Here is a 17,716-nt window from a genome sequence, read left to right on the forward strand (position 1 = left end):
CAAATGATTATAACATATTTTCCAGCTACGTCAACTGTTTTTTTAACAAAAATTGTTATAATTTTTGTTGGGATTCACATGATATTCCTATGCAAGTTGCTCAGAAAGTACCTCTTCTGCCTTTTTCAATGCATCTGCAATACCTGCCGGATTCTTTCCTCCAGCCTGAGCCATGTTTGGACGACCACCGCCGCCACCGCCTACACATCCTGCAATTGCTTTGACAAGATTACCGGCATGTGCTCCTTTTTTCATAGCTCCATCTGTTGCCATAACCATCAAACTTACTTTGCCATCATTACCTGATGCCAATACGACTACTCCGTCACCAAGTTTTTCTTTCATCTGATCTCCAAGATCACGAAGTCCATTCATGTCTACGCCGTCAAGTTCTGCTGCAAGCAATTTAACACCTGAAATTTCCTTCACCTGATTCATAATATCTCCGGCTGCATCCTGTGCCATCTTGCTCTTCAAGCTCTCCAGCTCACTATTAAGAGATTTATTTTCTGCCTGAAGATGAGCAATCTTCTCTGAAATTGTATCTGGTGTTGTTTTCAAAAGTTTTGCTGCATCACGAAGTTTATTTTCCAAATCGCTATAATATTTCAACAAGCCCTCTGATGTAAGTGCCTCAATACGACGTACTCCAGCTGCAACACCTGACTCAGATACAATCTTAAGAGCCATGATCTCAGATGTATTAGATACATGAGTACCTCCACAGAACTCAACTGAAAAATCGCCCATATTTACAACACGTACGACATCTCCATATTTTTCACCAAATAATGCCTGTGCACCTGTCTTTTTAGCCTCTTCAATCGGCATATTCTTAATCACAACCGGAAGTGCCTTCTGAATTGCATCATTTACAATCTTCTCAACCTTCTCAAGTTCTTCTGCTGTCATTGCAGAAAAATGAGTAAAATCAAAACGCAATCTGTCTTCATTTACACTTGAACCTGCCTGTTCAACATGATTGCCAAGTACCATACGAAGTGCTTTCTGAAGCAAATGAGTAGCACTATGGTTACGAGCAGAAAGTGCTCGTTTTTCTGCATTTACTTCAAGAGTAGCCTTATCTGCTACTTTAATCATACCTTTTGTCACAATACCTACATGGCCAATCTTGCCACCGAGAAGCTTGATCGTATCTTCTACTTTAAATTCACCATCTGCTGTACGAATCACACCAGTATCTGCTTCCTGTCCACCACTTGTTGCATAAAATGGTGTTTCCTCTACAAATACAGTTCCTCTTTCTCCATCTGAAAGAGCATCAACCACTGCTGTCTCAGAAGTCAGTACTGTTACGTTTGATTCATATGTCAGATTATCATAACCAACAAATTTGCTTGTTACACTTGGATCGATAGACTCATATACAGTTACATCAGCTCCCATATAGTTTGTCACTTCACGGGCATCACGGGCAGTCTTTCTCTGGATTTCCATTGCTGCATGGAATCCTTCTTCATCTACATCCAAATCTTTTTCTTCCAGAATTTCTTTTGTCAGATCTAATGGAAATCCATATGTGTCATAAAGGCGGAATGCATCTTCACCTGATAATGTTTTCTCACCTTTTTCTTCCATACTTGCAATCATATCAGAAAGGATTCCAAGACCCTGGTCGATTGTTTTATTAAACTGCTCTTCCTCTTTTGCTATAACTTTTAAAATAAATTCTTTCTTTTCTTCCAATTCAGGGTATCCGTCTTTTGAACCGGCAATTACAGTCTCTGCAAGTTCTGGCAGGAAATTCCCCTCGATTCCTAATAATCTTCCATGACGGCATGCACGACGAAGCAGACGACGAAGTACATATCCACGGCCTTCATTTGAAGGCATAATACCGTCAGAAATCATAAATGTTACTGAACGCACGTGATCTGTGATAACACGGAGTGAAACATCCGTATTATAATCTTTTCCGTATTCTTTGTTTGCAAGCTTAGATACATGATCTCGAAGTGCCTTAATTGTATCAACATCAAAAATTGAGTCAACATCCTGTACAACACTTGCAAGACGCTCTAATCCCATACCTGTATCAATATTCTTCTGCTCTAATTCAGAATAATTTCCATTGCCATCGTTATCAAACTGTGTAAATACATTGTTCCAAATTTCCATGTAACGATCGCATTCGCAACCTACTGTACATCCTGGCTTACCACATCCGTATTTTTCTCCACGGTCATAATAAATCTCTGAACATGGACCACAAGGACCTGAACCATGCTCCCAGAAGTTATCTTCTTTACCAAATCTGAAAATTCTCTCTGCAGGGATTCCCATCTTTTTATTCCAGATTTCAAAAGCCTCGTCATCATTCTCATAAATAGATGGATATAATCTTTCCGGGTCCAGTCCGACTACTTCTGTCAAAAATTCCCATGACCATTCGATTGCTTCTTCTTTGAAATAATCTCCAAATGAGAAATTTCCAAGCATCTCAAAAAATGTACCATGACGTGCTGTCTTACCTACATTCTCAATATCCCCTGTACGAATACATTTCTGGCATGTTGTCACACGTGTTCTAGGTGGAATCTCCTGTCCTGTAAAATATGGTTTTAATGGTGCCATTCCTGAATTGATCAGTAATAAACTTTTATCGTTATGAGGCACCAGCGAAAAGCTCTTCATCGCAAGATGTCCTTTGCTCTCAAAGAACTCTAAAAACATTTTTCTTAATTGGTTTACTCCATATGGCTGCATTGCCTTCTCCTCCTGTAAATTAAAAACATACTATCCTATATAATAACATAGCATTTTTCAAATGTAAAGCAGGCATAGAACTGCTTTTTTTCGTGTCATTCTATGCCTGCTTTTTGTTTCTAAACTATCAGACTATTTTAATTCAATATTCTCTAATTCCTTTGGTGGAATTGATTTTGTCGAATTCTTTACATAAGTTGCAACATCTTTCTTAGCCTGAGGAATCGGAATATTAGTTCCTGCTCCTGCGACGCATCCTCCAGGACAGCCCATTCCCTCAATCAGGCAGCCGTTCATTTTTCCGGCTTTTGCAAGAAGCAGTGTTTTTCTACATTCTGCAAGGCCCTCTGCATGTTCGATGTTTACATCTACACCTGGATAATACTCTTTTATACATTCTTCAATCGCTGCTGCAACACCACCTGCACATGCATATCCTCGTCCTGCACCGGTTGCATCATGGAAAGAAGATTCTGCTTCATATTTTGTCAGATCAATTCCTTTTGCATCGAACATAGCCTGTAACTCTTCAAATGTTACAACAAAGTCTACATCACTTCTTACTGTTCTTCTAGAAGCCTCCAGTTTCTTCGCCGCACATGGTCCGATAAACACAACTTTTGCATTTGGATGCTCCTGCTTAATTGTTCTTGCCGTTGCAACCATAGGCGTCAGTTCCTGTGAAATCTGATCAATCAAATCCGGAAACTGTTTTTTTGCAAGCATTGCCCATGATGGACAACATGATGTCAGAAGGAACGGAAGTTCTCCTGATACAACTTTATTTACGTAATGATGTGCCTCTGCCACTGCCCCAATATCAGCTCCGAGTGCAACCTCATACACTTCTAAAAATCCCATTTCCTGTAATGCAGCTTTAATATTTCTTGCAGTAATATTTTCTCCAAACTGACCTACAAATGCCGGTGCGATTTCTGCAACAATTTCTTCACCTTCACTTAAAGCACGTGCAAGCTGGAATATCTGCGATTTATCAGAAATTGCTCCAAATGGACAACTTACCATACACATACCGCATGATACACACTTGTCAGGATCAATATAAGCTCTTCCCATTTTATCCGATACAATTGCTCCAACTCCACATGCATTTTTACATGGACGTTCTTTTTTTGCAATAGCATCATATGGACAGGCTGACTTACATTTTCCACACTTAATACACTTTGTCTGATCTATATATGATTTTCCATCTACCATAGAAATTGCGCCCTTTGGACAGACTTCCTGACATGGATGTGCAAGACAGCCTTTACACATATTAGATACTTCATATCCTCTTTCCTCACACGCTTCACACGCTGAAGGAATTACCTGCATCAATGGTGGCTCATAATATTTTTCCGAAATATTACTTGCTTCCACTCCCTGTGTAAGATGTACAGGTTTATTCTCTGGACGAAGAGATAATCCCATTGCTAAACGCAATCTCTCACGTACAACAGCTCTTGCTCGATAACGGCTATCTCGGTAATCCTGATCCTCGGTAACAATTTCATATGGAATTGCTTCCATATCATCGATCAATGTCTCTGCATTTGCTTTGAAACCTAATTTTGCAACTTCTGTAAATACTCTTCTTCTAATCATTCTTACAGTAGTCTGTAATCCTCTCATCATAATTGTATATTTCTCCTTTTATTTTTTCTGTAATAATTTTTGTGCATAATACACTGACTGCATTGCATCTTTTCCATAAAAATCTGCACCAATCATATCCGCATAATCTTGATTTAAAACTGCACCGCCAACCATCACTTTGCAATCCGGAGCTTCTTTTCGTAATAACTTAATTGTCTCCTCCATGCTCACTACAGTTGTTGTCATTAATGCACTAAGACCTACCAGCTTTACATCTTGCTCCTGAACAGCTTCAAGAATTGCTTCTGGCGGAACATCTTTACCAAGATCAATAACATTAAAACTATAATTTTCCAATAAAACTTTTACAATATTCTTACCGATGTCATGTATATCCCCTTTTACTGTTGCCAGAACAACTTTTTCTTTTTTCTCTTCAGCATCTTCATTGCCGCTCATTTGCTCTTTCAGCACTGCAAACGCTGTTTTAGCCGCCTCAGCACTCATCAGTAATTGTGGCAAAAAAACAGTTCCTTTCTCAAAGCCTTTTCCAACGTGATCCAGTGCCGGAATCAGTTGTGTATTGATGATATCCAATGGCTGTTCTGTTTTTACCTGTTCAAGTGTAATCAGTCGTGCTTCATCTTTCACACCTTTTTCAATTGCCATCTGTAATGTCATTGAACCCGTCTGTGTTGTTGATACGGTTGTAGTCTGACCTGAATATTTTCCGATATAACGCTCACAATTTATATCGTAATCCATCAATGCATGATATGCATCAAATGACTTCATCATTTCTTCTGATGCCGGATTTACAATTCCACAACTCAGTCCGTTATACATCGCCATTGTATAAAAATGCGAATTCACAATCGGACGCATTGGCAACCCAAACGAAATGTTTGAAACCCCAAGAATTGTATGAACCCCGAGCTCATGTCTTACGCGATGCAATGCATCTAATGTGATAATTGCCCCTTGCGGCTCCGAACTGATTGTCATTGCCAGTACATCAATTACAATGTCTTTCTTATCAATCCCATACTTAGCTGCTTCCGCTATTATTTTTTTTGCAATCTCTACTCGACCATCTGCTGTCGCAGGTATCCCATTTTCATCCAATGTCAGTCCGACAACTACACCACCATATTTTTGAATCAAAGGAAATACTGCATCCATCGATTCTTTTTTTCCGCTGACAGAATTGACCATAGGCTTTCCATTATAAATACGAAGTGCCGCTTCCATGGCATTGATATCCACTGTATCTATCTGAAGCGGAAGACTTGTCACTCCTTGCAAACTTGTTATTGCTTCTATCATCATCTGTTTTTCATCGATATCTGGAAGACCTACATTCACATCTAAAATATGTGCCCCTTTTTCTTCCTGCATGATACCTTCCTTTAAAATGTAGTCCAGATCATGATCTTTTAAAGCTTGTTTGAATTTTTTCTTTCCTGTTGGATTGATACGCTCCCCGATAATTTTAGAACCATTTCCAAATATAACCGATTTACCATATGAGGACACGATTGTGTCCGTCTTCTTTGTGATTGGTTTTATCTGTTTATCTTTACACATCGCAATCATAGCACGAATGTGATCTGGTGTCGTTCCACAACATCCTCCAATAATAGCGGCACCCATATCCACTATTTTTTCCATTGTCAGTGCGAACTCTTCCGGCTCAACATCATAATAAGTTTCATTTCCACGTTGTTTTGGAAGTCCTGCATTTGGTTTCACAACAATTGGTAAAGAAGAATATTTTTGCAGTTCTTCCAGCATTGGAAACATTTGTTTCGGTCCCAATCCACAGTTAATTCCAAGAGCATCAACTCGAAGTCCTTCCAACATACTGACAAAAACCGGGATATCTGCACCTGTCAATAATTTCTTGCGCTCATCAAAAATTGCCGTCACAAAAACAGGCAATTTTGTATTTTCTTTTGCTGCAAGAACTGCTGCCTTAATCTCATATGTATCACTCATTGTTTCAATATGGATAAGATCTGCGCCGGCCTGTTCTCCATAGATCATTACTTCTTTAAATGCATTATAAGCATCTTCAAAATCAAGGTCTCCCATCGGTTTTAAAAGTTTTCCTGTCGGACCTACATCTAATGCCGTGTAAACTTTTTTTCCTGATCGTTCCTGCGCTATTTTTACGTTTTGAACTGCTGCCTCTACAATTTTTTTCAGTGGACAGGTGTCATCCTTAAACTTCAGTGCATTAGCTCCAAACGTATTTGTAAGCACAATGTCACTGCCTGCCTCTATATATGCCTGATGTATCCCTATAATATCTTCCGGATGATTTAGATTCCATGTCTCAGGAAGTTCTCCCGGTTTTAATCCCTTTTCCTGAAGAAGAGTTCCCATTCCCCCATCAAAAAATAAAAGTTTCTTTCCTAATTGCTCCAATATCATATTATGTCCCTTCTATATATGCAGTCCTTCTTTGAACACACTTCGCATCCTTGTCTATGACAATTTTCTTCTGAAGTGCTAAGTCCGATTACCGCCGTTACTGATTTGGTTGGTGTCATCATCAAGCTGTCTGTTATGGTTAATCCAATTGTCTTTGCAGTGTCTATCATTCTCGTAATATAGTGCTGATGTTCAATTGAAAAATCTCCATATCCCGGACTAAATCGCGGTCTTAAATAATATCCTTCTTTTCGCATCTGCACTGCAATTTTTTCCTGACATTCATCGCAGTACTCTTCCAGCAATGCCGCCGCACAAGCTTGAAGAACAACTGCTTTTGCCATATCTGTAAGTGATGTTCTGCGTATCAATTGATCTACTCCGATTCCCAACGTCGCTCCAAACACTACTATTTTATCACAGCCTTTTAAATTTTTTGCAAGACTCTTGCTTTGTACTTCTAAATTTCCAAACGATATCCGATTATCTCCCAGATGTTCTAAACAAAAGATGCGATAGATGGATTTTCTGCCTGCAATTGACTGCAATATTTCAAAGCTCTCTGCAATCATTGTTCGCGTTTGGTCATCTACCGCATTTCTCCCATATCCAAGATAACGGACAGCTTCCTTTGTCAGTTGGTCCATTATCCTATACTCCTAACATTTTATTACTTCTGAAAGATTTTCTATGATTTTAGCCGCCACTTCCGGTTTATTCATAGAATAGACATGGATATTTTTCACTCCATTGGCAAGCAGATCGATAATCTGATCTGTAGCATATGCGATTCCTGCTTGTTTCATTGCATCCGGATAATCACCAAACCGATCCAGCAATGCCAGAAATCTTCTTGGAAATACTGTTCCTGACAATTCCTGACTACGTTTCATCTGAGCCGCTGTAGTGATCGGCATGATTCCCGGAAGAACCGGAACGGTAATACCCGCTTCCCGAATCCGATATAAAAAGTTATAATGAATATCATTATCAAAAAACATCTGTGTTGTCAGGAAATCAACTCCACTATCCACTTTTTGTTTTAAATATTTGATATCATCTTCTTTGTGTTCGTTTTCCACATGTCCCTCCGGGTAACATGCGGCACCTATACAGAAATCTCCATGTTTTTTTATCTCTTCAACCAATTCATATGCATAATGAAAACGATCTTCACTTGGGAATGTCATTCCCGGTACGATATCTCCTCGAAGGGCAAGAATATTTTCAATTTCCAACTCTTTCAGATTTTCAATCACTTGTCGCACTTCTTCTTTTGTAGATGACGCACACGTAAGATGTGCCAGACTTTCTACTCCAAGCTCATGTTTTATGTGTGATGCAATCTTTGCTGTATTCTTACTTGTTCCTCCGCCGGCACCATATGTAACACTAATATATGACGGGTTTAACTGAGCAATTTTATCTGTTGCATCTTTCACTTTTTCAAATCCTGCATCTGTTTTTGGTGGAAACACCTCGAACGAAATGTGAATTCTATCTTCGTTCAATTTGTCAATTATCTTCATGTCCTTCTCCTAAATCTGTCGTGTTTATATTACTTGCTTTGCTTCTATTCCCCAATCAGGCTTGCATACAAATTCTGATACTGGATTGCAGAATTCCCCCAAGAAAAATCTGCTTCCATAGCACGCTCAACCATCTTATTCCAGTCGCGCTTTCTATCATAGTAAATATGTTCTGCATACCGAACAGTATTTAACATTTCATGCGCATTATAATTTGTGAAACTAAATCCTGTTCCTGTTTTCTCGTATTCATTATACGGCTGTACTGTATCTTTTAATCCGCCTGTCTCTCGAACAATCGGAAGAGTTCCGTATCTAAGGCTCATCAACTGACTCAATCCACATGGTTCAAACAGAGACGGCATTAAAAATGCGTCACATGATGCATAAATCTTATGTGAAAGATCTTCTGAATAAAAGATATTTGCAGAAACCTTTCCTGAATATTTCCATGCAAAATGTCGGAACATATTCTCATATTTTGCTTCACCAGTTCCAAGTACTACGATTTGTACTGCATCCTGACATAATTCATCCATCATATAATCAACCAGATCGAATCCTTTTTGATCTGTCAGTCTGGAAACCATACCAATCATCATAGCCTTTGGATCTCTGTCAAGACCAAGTTCCTCCTGTAAAGCAGCTTTATTCATTGGTTTTAATTTTCGGAAGTCTCCCACACTAAAGTTCTTTGCAATCCTTGGATCCTTCTCTGGATTATATTCATCATAATCTAGTCCATTTACAATGCCACAAAGATCGTTAGAACGTGCATTCATCAATCCATCTAATGCTTCTCCATAGAACGGGGTTTTAATTTCTTCCGCATAAGTCTGGCTTACAGTTGTAACCTTATCTGCATATACGATACCGCCTTTCAGCAGGTTTGCATCTTTATATGCCTCCATCTTATCCGGAACAAAATAATAATCCGGAAGTCCTGTAATTGCCTGTACTGTTTCTCTATCCCATACACCCTGGAACTTCAGGTTATGTATTGTCATAACGGACTTAATTCCTCGATAATATTCTCCAAGATAACGGAAATTATCCAAATATACAGGAATCAATCCTGTCTGCCAGTCATGACAATGAATCAGATCCGGGCGAAATCCGATAACCGGAAGAATACTTAATACGGCTTTGGAGAAAAATGCAAATTTCTCAATATTCCACTTTGGATCCCCGTCATAAGGTGCAAAACCATTGAAATAATATTCGTTATCGATAAAGTAAAAGCGAATTCCCTCATATTCACAAGTCATGATTCCGACATAACGTTCCTCACCTGCAAGATTCATATAAAAATGATCTACATATTCCATCATATCTTTCCATTTTTGAAACATACAATTATATTTTGGAAGAACAACTCGAACATCATATTTATCTTTATCAAAATATTTTGGCAATGAACCAACTACATCCGCCAGACCTCCTGTTTTAATAAATGGAACGCATTCTGAAGATGCAAATAAAATATTTTTCATAATAACCCTCCCGTTTTTCGCTTTTTTCAGCCTTGCCTTTTTGAATAATCATAAAATTATTATAACGCATTTTATTTTCAATTAAAAGCCTTATTTCGCATATCCACAGCGAATCACAGTAGTTTTTATTATCGGTTTTTATATTCTAACTGGATGGTATCTGCGATTAAGGCAATGAATTCAGAATTTGTCGGTTTTCCCTTTCCGTTACTGACAGTATATCCAAATAAACGATCTAATGTGTCTAACTTTCCTCTGCTCCATGCAACTTCTATCGCATGCCGAATTGCACGTTCTACACGACTCGATGTTGTCTGATATTTTTTTGCTACAGTAGGATACAATATTTTTGTAATTGCATTTAATACTTCCATATCTTCTACCGCCATCATAATTGCATCTCTTAGATAATGGTAGCCTTTGATATGTGCCGGAATTCCAATTTCATGTAACATATTTGTCACTGTATTAAGCAATGATTCTTCACTGATTGGATTACTTTCTACAATCTCGTTTATATTTTTCCCCTGAGTTCTCCACATTCTGTGCGAATCTTTGATTCGATTTAATAATGTTTGTTTATTAAACGGCTTCATAATATAATAATCTGCCCCGCGGTTGAAAGCATCTTCTGTAATTTTCTCTTTTCCCACTGCTGTAACGATAATAAAGCTTGGCTGTTTACTTACTGCTTTATCTCGATTTACATATTCCATAACGGTGAGTCCATCCATCTTCGGCATGATCAGATCTAAAAGTACGACATCCGGTTTCTGTTCTTTGATTATTTGACAAATCTCCTCTCCGTTTTTTGCTTTTCCAACAATGTTTAAGTCTTTATCTGAAGAAATTAGCTCTCCTAGCATATCCAGCATTAATTCATTATCGTCGGCAATGGCCACTTTCAATGCTTCCATATAGTGTCCTCCTCCACCCCTTCTACTCTCATCGTCCCGCTTTTCCTTTACCATTTCACTATTATATAAGCCTTGTCGATGAGAATCAAGAGCTTTCATGCGTCTCAATTCGACAAAAGACAGCAGTTACATGTTGCATTTTTCGGCTTCTTTCAACATTGTTTCTGCAAATATTCCATATCCCTTTGTAGAATTATTAACAAATACATGTGTAACTGCACCGACTAATTTTCCGTCTTGAAGTATTGGCGAACCACTCATTCCCTGCACAATCCCACCTGTTTTTTCTAATAATTCAGAATCTGTAACTTTTAATGTAATTCCTTTATTTATTTCATTCGGTGTTTTATCAATCTCCAAAATTTCGACATTATATTCTTTCACTTTTCCATCCAAAAAGCAACGAATTGTTGCTTTTCCTTTTCTAATTTCTTCTTTTTTTGCAATCTGTACAGCATATTGTTCTTCAAATAATGTATTTAAGTCATCTAATATTCCATATATTCCAACCTCTGTATTCTTTTTAATCGATCCTAATTGATTATTGCGATTATATACAATAAGTCCCTCCATGCTCCCAGGAATTCCATCTGACCCTTTCACAACTGAACGTATACTTGTTCTGTATATTCTTCCATTTGCTATTTTCATCAATACACTTGTATCCATATCATGGATTCCATGACCAAGTGCTCCGAATTCACTGTTTTTTGTCAAAAATGTAATTGTTCCTAAACCTTGTACATTATCTCTTACCCAGATTCCCAGTTTATATTTCTTCGTTTCCGACTCTACTGCTTTTATTTTTACATTTAGATTCTTTTGTTCTCTATATATTGACAGTTCTACCTCCTGATCATTCAGTTTTTCAACCTGTTTTGTCAATTGCTTTTTATCATGAATTTCCACTCCATTTATTCCGATAATGTAGTCTCCCGACTTCACTTGTTTTTCAGCCGGATTATATTCTTTTCCGTCAATGCCTTTTATTTTTTGTGTGTTTAAAACCAATACCCCATCCGTTTCCATGTAAATTCCAATTGGCATCCCTCCTACTAAAACCACATCTTCATCCAGTTGCTCCGTTGTCACCTCTTTTTGTGTTGCTGCCCAAGATACATTCCAGCCCATCTTTCCAAACATTGCCATCGAAATAATAAGCATAACTACACAAAGAAGTTTTTTCTTTCTGTCCTGTTTCATCTCACATACCCTCTTTCGTTACATTTTAATAATGGAACTTTTTCCACTAACAGAAAAACGAACATCCACAGGAAACTTATTTCCCTGGTGTTCGTTTTTAGTATGTGAAAGAAACACAATTTCACACTGGTATTATATTTCACTCATTGCCAATTCTTTCATCTCTTTTGCACTCTCAAGAATACTTGCTGTCATCTTATCGCCTCCTAGTAATCTCGCGAGTTCATGAATTGAATTTTCTTTTGATAATGGTATAATTTCTGTTTTTGTTACGTTTTCTTTTGCCTGCTTTTGAATCAAATAATGGGCATCTGCTTTTGATGCGATCTGTGCCAGATGCGTAATACATAAAACTTGTCTGGACTTTCCGATAAATCGCATCTTTTCTGCAACTTTTCCCGCCGTAATACCACTGATTCCCGTATCAATCTCATCAAATATCAGAGTTGGTGTATCTTCCTGCCCGGCAAGAATCGTTTTAATTACAAGCATAATTCTGGACAGTTCACCACCGGATGCTGCCATCCCCATTGGTTTTAAGGCTTCACCTGGGTTTGTTGACATATAAAATTCGGCATCATCCATTCCACCTAGTCCATATCGAGCATGTTTTGTAAAGCGCATTTCAAATTGCACATCCAGGAAATTCAAATCTTTCAATCCTTTTTTTATTTCCTCAACAAATGGAATTGCTGCTTTTTCACGCTCCATTGTCAGTGCATTTGCCTGTTTCATATATTCTTCTTCTGCACTTTGCAATTTTTCTTTTAACTCATTCATGTATGCTTCATAATCTTCCAGTTCGTTTAGTCTCTGTTTTTTTTCTTCACAATATTCCAAAACTTCACTAACAGAATTACCAAATTTTGTTTTCAATCGATTAATGATATTCAAACGATTTTCTGTCTCATAAAAATCTTCTTCCGAAAACTCAAAACTTTTTGCGTAGTCTGATAACTCTCTGTTAAAATCATTTAATAAGCTATCAATTTCTGATAGCTGATCATATAGAGACATTCCTTGTTCATCCACTGATGAGACATCCTGAAGTGCTCGGATTGCTCTGCTTAAGTAATCACTTGCATTACCAGAAGAGTCTTCACTGGTATATTGATAAGCTTCGCTGATTGCTTCTGTGATTTTCTTACCTGATGCCATTCTCTGATAAAGCTGTTCCAAATCTTCATCTTCTCCGTCCTGAAGATTTGCCTCTTCAATCTCATGAATCTCAAATTCTGCCAACGATATTTCCTTTTGACGTTCTCTCTCATCCATGCTGAAATTCTCTAGTTTCTTCTGATAGTCCGTATAAGCATGATAAGCCTTTGCAACCTTTTCTTTCAATGGCTCAATTTTATCTTTCGCATATAAATCCAGAAAAACCAGATGATTTCTCCTATGAAGAAGTGACTGATGAACATGCTGCTCATGAATGTCAATCAACATACATGCCACTTCACGAAGCGTCGTCATATTTACGGTTTCTCCGTTAATCTTACTGACACTTCTTCCTTCCATCAGCTTTCTGTTCAATACAATCCGCCCATCCTCCGGATAAATATCCATTGCTTCAAGTTGTTTTTCTAACTTTTCATTTTCAATTGTAAATGTCAATTCTACGAGTCCGAATTTTGCTCCTGTGCGAAGCATATCCGCACTGTACTTCCCACCTAATGCCAGATTCACAGAACCTAATAAAATTGATTTTCCGGCTCCGGTTTCTCCTGTCAGAATATTTAATCCAGGCTGAAACTCAACCTCAATTTCATCAATCAACGCCAGATTTTTTACATGCAGATTTTCTAACATAATTTCTTTTATTATCCTCTTGTTGCAATTTTTCTAATCTTATCCATCACACAGGTTGTATCTTCTACTGTTCGGATTGCACACATAATAGTATCATCTCCGGCAATACATCCGACCACTTCTTTCCACTGCATAGCATCTATAGCAGCCGCGACTGCCATGGCCATTCCTGATACAGTTTTTATCACAAGTATATTCTGTGCCATATCCATGGATACATACCCATCTCGCAATACCCTCATATATTTTTCTGTCATACCGCCATCTTCAGGCTTAATGATAACGTATTTCTGTTTTCCTCCATCCACTGACATTTTAGTCAGCTTTAGATCACGAATATCTCTGGAAACCGTAGCCTGAGTCACTTTAAATCCGGACTGATTCAAACGATCTGCCAATTCTTCCTGAGTTTCAATATCATACTGATTGATCAATTCAATTATTTTTGCATGACGACTAACTTTCATTTTTCTAATTTCCTTTCATTTTTTCTCGCATAGTTATCATGAAACTTTCTTTACTCAATTTAATCAGCTTTGTAGTATCTTCAGCTTTTTGAATCACAACACGGTCTCCTGTGCGAACAGCAATCTCTTCTGCCCCATCAAATGTGACTAACGCATGTTCTTGTCTTCCGTATCTACCTTCGCAAATCTTTACTTCTATTGTATCCTCTGCTGAAAGCACAACGCTACTTGCATTAAGTGCATGCGAACAAATCGGAGTAATTACAAACATACTTGCCGTTGGCTCAACGATTGGTCCTCCCGCAGACAGATTATATCCTGTTGTTCCTGTCGGTGTCGATATGATTACTCCATCCGCACGATAACTATTTAAAAGTGCTCCGTTCACATAAATATCAAGATGTACCACTCGAAGCTCTCCCGAACGCGTCACTACAATATCATTCACTGCAACGTGCGATTTTCCGCCATTAACACTTCCTCGTAGCATCATACGATCTTCTACTTCCGGCTCTTTTGCAAACAACTTGTCCAAAGCTGTACGATAATCATGCAATTCTACCTCTGCCAGATACCCCAGCGTTCCCATGTTTACACCAAGTAATGGAATATGATATCCTTCCAATTCTCTTGCAGCACGAATTAAAGTCCCGTCTCCTCCAAGAACTATTGCACATTGTATATCTTTTGGCACTGTTCCAGGAATCAAATACCCATCTTCGTCTTTTTGAGCAATCACACAAGTTTTTCCATTTTTTTCTATGTATTCTTTAATTTCATTTGTTATTCGATAGTCTGTATCTTTTAATTGATTTGTAATCACATAAAATCTATCCATGTTCTTATCCTCAACGTGCCAGTTCCTCGAACGCATGATCCACAACACTAGACAAATCTACTGCGATTTCCGGTGGCTGTCCATCGGGACATTTTTTCAAATGAATCAAATATTCAATGTTCCCCTCTGGTCCTTTAATAGGTGAAAAATCAATATTTAATATTTCAAATCCTATCGAGTGTGCATACAGTGCAACCTTTTCGATTACTTCGTGATGTGTGCTTCGCTCTCTGACTACCCCTTTCTTTCCAACTTTTTCTCTCCCCGCTTCAAACTGAGGTTTAATCAAAGCCACAATCTCCCCATCCGGTGTTAAATAATTGCGAATCGGCTCCAATACTTTTGTCAATGATATAAATGATACATCAATGGATGAAAAATCAATCGGTTCTCCTATATCTTCCGGAGTAACATAACGAATATTTGTTTTTTCCATACATACAACTCGTTCATCCTGACGAAGTTTCCAATCCAGCTGACCTCTTCCCACATCGATTGCAAACACTTTCACTGCCCCGTTTTGCAGCATACAATCTGTAAAACCTCCTGTTGAAGAACCAACATCTGTACATACCTTACCTTCTACCGTAACATCAAAAACTTTCATTGCTTTTTCCAGCTTTAATCCACCACGACTTACATATGGAAGTGTATGTCCTTTAATCTCAATCTGTACTTCTTCCGGAAATGTCGTACCAGCTTTATCTTCTCGCTGTCCCTCAACAAAAACATTACCGGACATAATAATTGCTTTTGCCTTCTCACGGGATTCTGCAAGATTCCGTTTTACTAATAATACGTCTAATCGTTCCTTCATGTTATTCATTCCTTGCTATATTATAATCTATAATAATTTTTTCAACTATGTTTGTTTTCTCCAGACCAACTTCGTTTCGCAGTACATCTACATTGCCATGCTCTACATAATCATCCGGAATTCCAAAACTGTGTACATAAACATCTAATCTTTCACGTTCCACACAATCCAATACCTGCTGACCAAATCCGCCGGACAAGACATTTTCTTCAATTGTCACAAATATACAATGGTTTGCAGCCAATTGTACGAGCATCTCTTTGTCTAATGGCTTTACAAATCTCGCATTGATTAATGTGCAAGAATATCCTCTGTTTTTCAATTCTTCTCTGACATCTTTGGCCAGCTTTGCCATATGTCCGACAAAAATAATTGCAATCTCTGATTCCTGATACAACATCTCACTTTTACCATATTCAATCGGCGCCCGGAATTCTTTAAATCCTTCATATGCTGCTCCTCTTGGATATCGAAGTGCAATCGGATATTGAAAATCAATTGCATAGCGAACCATATCAGCCATCTCCCAGCGATTTTTTGGAGACATGATCGTCATATTTGGAATCGTTGTTAAAAATGACAAGTCAAACAGTCCTTGATGCGTTTCTCCGTCACTTCCAACCAGACCGGCACGATCTACAGCAAGCACAACCGGAAGATTCTGGAGACAGACATCGTGGATTGTCTGATCATAGGCACGCTGTAAAAATGAAGAATACAATGCTACGACAGGCTTCATACCACCAGCCGCCAGTCCTGCTGCAAATGTCAATGCATGCTCCTCTGCTATTCCCACATCAAAGAATCTATCTGGAAAATGCTTTGCAAATCGGTTTAACCCTGTTCCATCTGCCATTGCAGCTGTAATCGTTACGACCTTTTCATCTTTCTTTCCGACATCTGTTATTACTTTTGAAAATACATCTGTATAAGAATCCTTTTCGGATGTCTGCTTTACTTCCCCTGTTTCAATAACAAATGGCGGAGTTCCATGAAAGCGGGATGGATTTTCCTCTGCCGGTAAATAACCTTTACCCTTTTTCGTAAGAACATGTACAAGCACAGCATGATTCAATCGTTTTGCTTCACTAAATACTTTATAAAGTTTTCTTATATCATGTCCGTCTACCGGTCCCAGATACGTAATCCCCATATCTTCAAAAAACATTCCCGGCACAAGAAACTGTTTCAATCCACTCTTTGTCTTTTTAATCTGTGAAACCAGTTTTTCTCCCTTAACCGGAATCTTTTTCAACGTATCTTCCACGCCACGCTTCAACTCTGTATAAGCAGTTGCTGTGCGAAGCCCACTCAAATAATTTGATACGCCTCCCACATTCGGTGAAATGGACATATTATTATCATTTAAAACAATAATAAAATTGCTTTTTACATGTGCAGCATTGTTCAAGGCTTCATATGCCATTCCTCCGGTCAATGATCCGTCTCCAATAACAGACACAACATGATAATCCTGTTTCTGAATGTCTCTGGCTGCCACATATCCAAGTCCGGCTGAGATAGATGTTGAACTATGCCCAGTATCAAACGCATCACAATCACTTTCTTTGCGCTTTGGAAATCCGCTCATTCCGCCATATTTTCTCAGATCATCAAATCCAGCTTTACGTCCTGTCAATAATTTATGCGTATATGCCTGATGTCCTACATCCCAGATTAATTTATCTTCTGGAAAATCAAGTGCGAGATGCAATGCTATCGTAAGTTCTACTACACCCAAATTTGAGGCTAAATGCCCTCCAGTGCAGCTTATTTTTTCAATCAAAAAGCTTCTGATCTCCTTAGCTAATACTTCCAATTCCTCTGGCTCTAAGTTTTTAATGTCATTTGCTTTTTGAATCTTTTCTAAAACCATAA

At 38.2% G+C, this 17,716-nt stretch carries 13 protein-coding genes; all 13 read right to left on the reverse strand.

Translation table 11 applies throughout. The features are described from left to right. Positions 1-87: 87 nt before the first annotated feature. The 13 genes from alaS to dxs all read right to left on the reverse strand — a co-directional run bounded on the left by alaS (position 88) and on the right by dxs (position 17,714). Entirely contained in the window at positions 88-2,727 is a 2,640-nt protein-coding gene (gene alaS / locus D8Q48_RS02585; protein ID WP_118688533.1) for an alanine--tRNA ligase, read from the reverse strand. Positions 2,728-2,859: 132 nt separating this feature from the next. After that, the gene (locus D8Q48_RS02590) at positions 2,860-4,368 is read right to left on the reverse strand and encodes a 4Fe-4S dicluster domain-containing protein (protein ID WP_121055284.1); all 1,509 of its coding nucleotides are present in this window, start codon (positions 4,366-4,368) and stop codon (positions 2,860-2,862) included. Positions 4,369-4,386: 18 nt separating this feature from the next. Continuing rightward, positions 4,387-6,765 carry a homocysteine S-methyltransferase family protein gene (locus D8Q48_RS02595; RefSeq protein ID WP_121055286.1) on the reverse strand — a complete coding sequence of 793 codons (2,379 nt, stop codon included), beginning with the start codon at positions 6,763-6,765 and terminating at the stop codon, positions 4,387-4,389. Further along, positions 6,762-7,412, reverse strand: a complete 651-nt coding sequence (locus D8Q48_RS02600; RefSeq protein WP_117989881.1) for a vitamin B12 dependent-methionine synthase activation domain-containing protein — start codon at positions 7,410-7,412, stop codon at positions 6,762-6,764. Before D8Q48_RS02600 ends, D8Q48_RS02595 begins: the two co-directional genes overlap by 4 nt. Before the next feature lie 12 nt (positions 7,413-7,424). Beyond that, positions 7,425-8,294, reverse strand: coding sequence for a methylenetetrahydrofolate reductase [NAD(P)H] (metF, locus tag D8Q48_RS02605; protein ID WP_117989880.1), 870 nt, complete (start codon positions 8,292-8,294; stop codon positions 7,425-7,427). A gap of 44 nt (positions 8,295-8,338) precedes the next feature. After that, on the reverse strand, positions 8,339-9,787 hold the full coding sequence (gene glgA / locus D8Q48_RS02610) for a glycogen synthase GlgA (RefSeq protein ID WP_118688536.1): 1,449 nt from the start codon (positions 9,785-9,787) through the stop codon (positions 8,339-8,341). A 128-nt stretch (positions 9,788-9,915) separates the two neighbouring features. Then, positions 9,916-10,704, reverse strand: a complete 789-nt coding sequence (gene spo0A, locus D8Q48_RS02615; RefSeq protein ID WP_121055287.1) for a sporulation transcription factor Spo0A — start codon at positions 10,702-10,704, stop codon at positions 9,916-9,918. A 126-nt stretch (positions 10,705-10,830) separates the two neighbouring features. Further along, positions 10,831-11,907, reverse strand: a complete 1,077-nt coding sequence (gene spoIVB / locus D8Q48_RS02620; RefSeq protein WP_121055289.1) for a SpoIVB peptidase — start codon at positions 11,905-11,907, stop codon at positions 10,831-10,833. A 132-nt stretch (positions 11,908-12,039) separates the two neighbouring features. Beyond that, positions 12,040-13,716 carry a DNA repair protein RecN gene (recN, locus tag D8Q48_RS02625; RefSeq protein WP_121055291.1) on the reverse strand — a complete coding sequence of 559 codons (1,677 nt, stop codon included), beginning with the start codon at positions 13,714-13,716 and terminating at the stop codon, positions 12,040-12,042. Between the two features lie 11 nt (positions 13,717-13,727). Further along, positions 13,728-14,183 carry an arginine repressor gene (gene argR, locus D8Q48_RS02630; RefSeq protein WP_022076137.1) on the reverse strand — a complete coding sequence of 152 codons (456 nt, stop codon included), beginning with the start codon at positions 14,181-14,183 and terminating at the stop codon, positions 13,728-13,730. A 4-nt stretch (positions 14,184-14,187) separates the two neighbouring features. After that, positions 14,188-15,021, reverse strand: a complete 834-nt coding sequence (locus D8Q48_RS02635) for an NAD(+)/NADH kinase (RefSeq protein WP_117989875.1) — start codon at positions 15,019-15,021, stop codon at positions 14,188-14,190. A 10-nt stretch (positions 15,022-15,031) separates the two neighbouring features. After that, a complete protein-coding gene (locus tag D8Q48_RS02640; protein ID WP_117989874.1) occupies positions 15,032-15,838 on the reverse strand; it encodes a TlyA family RNA methyltransferase in 807 nt (268 codons plus the stop codon). Between the two features lies 1 nt (position 15,839). Then, positions 15,840-17,714 carry a 1-deoxy-D-xylulose-5-phosphate synthase gene (gene dxs, locus D8Q48_RS02645; RefSeq protein ID WP_118688538.1) on the reverse strand — a complete coding sequence of 625 codons (1,875 nt, stop codon included), beginning with the start codon at positions 17,712-17,714 and terminating at the stop codon, positions 15,840-15,842. Positions 17,715-17,716 lie beyond the last annotated feature (2 nt).

It is taken from the genome of Ruminococcus sp. B05 (genome assembly GCF_003628495.1).
Lineage (GTDB): Bacteria > Bacillota > Clostridia > Lachnospirales > Lachnospiraceae > Schaedlerella > Schaedlerella hominis.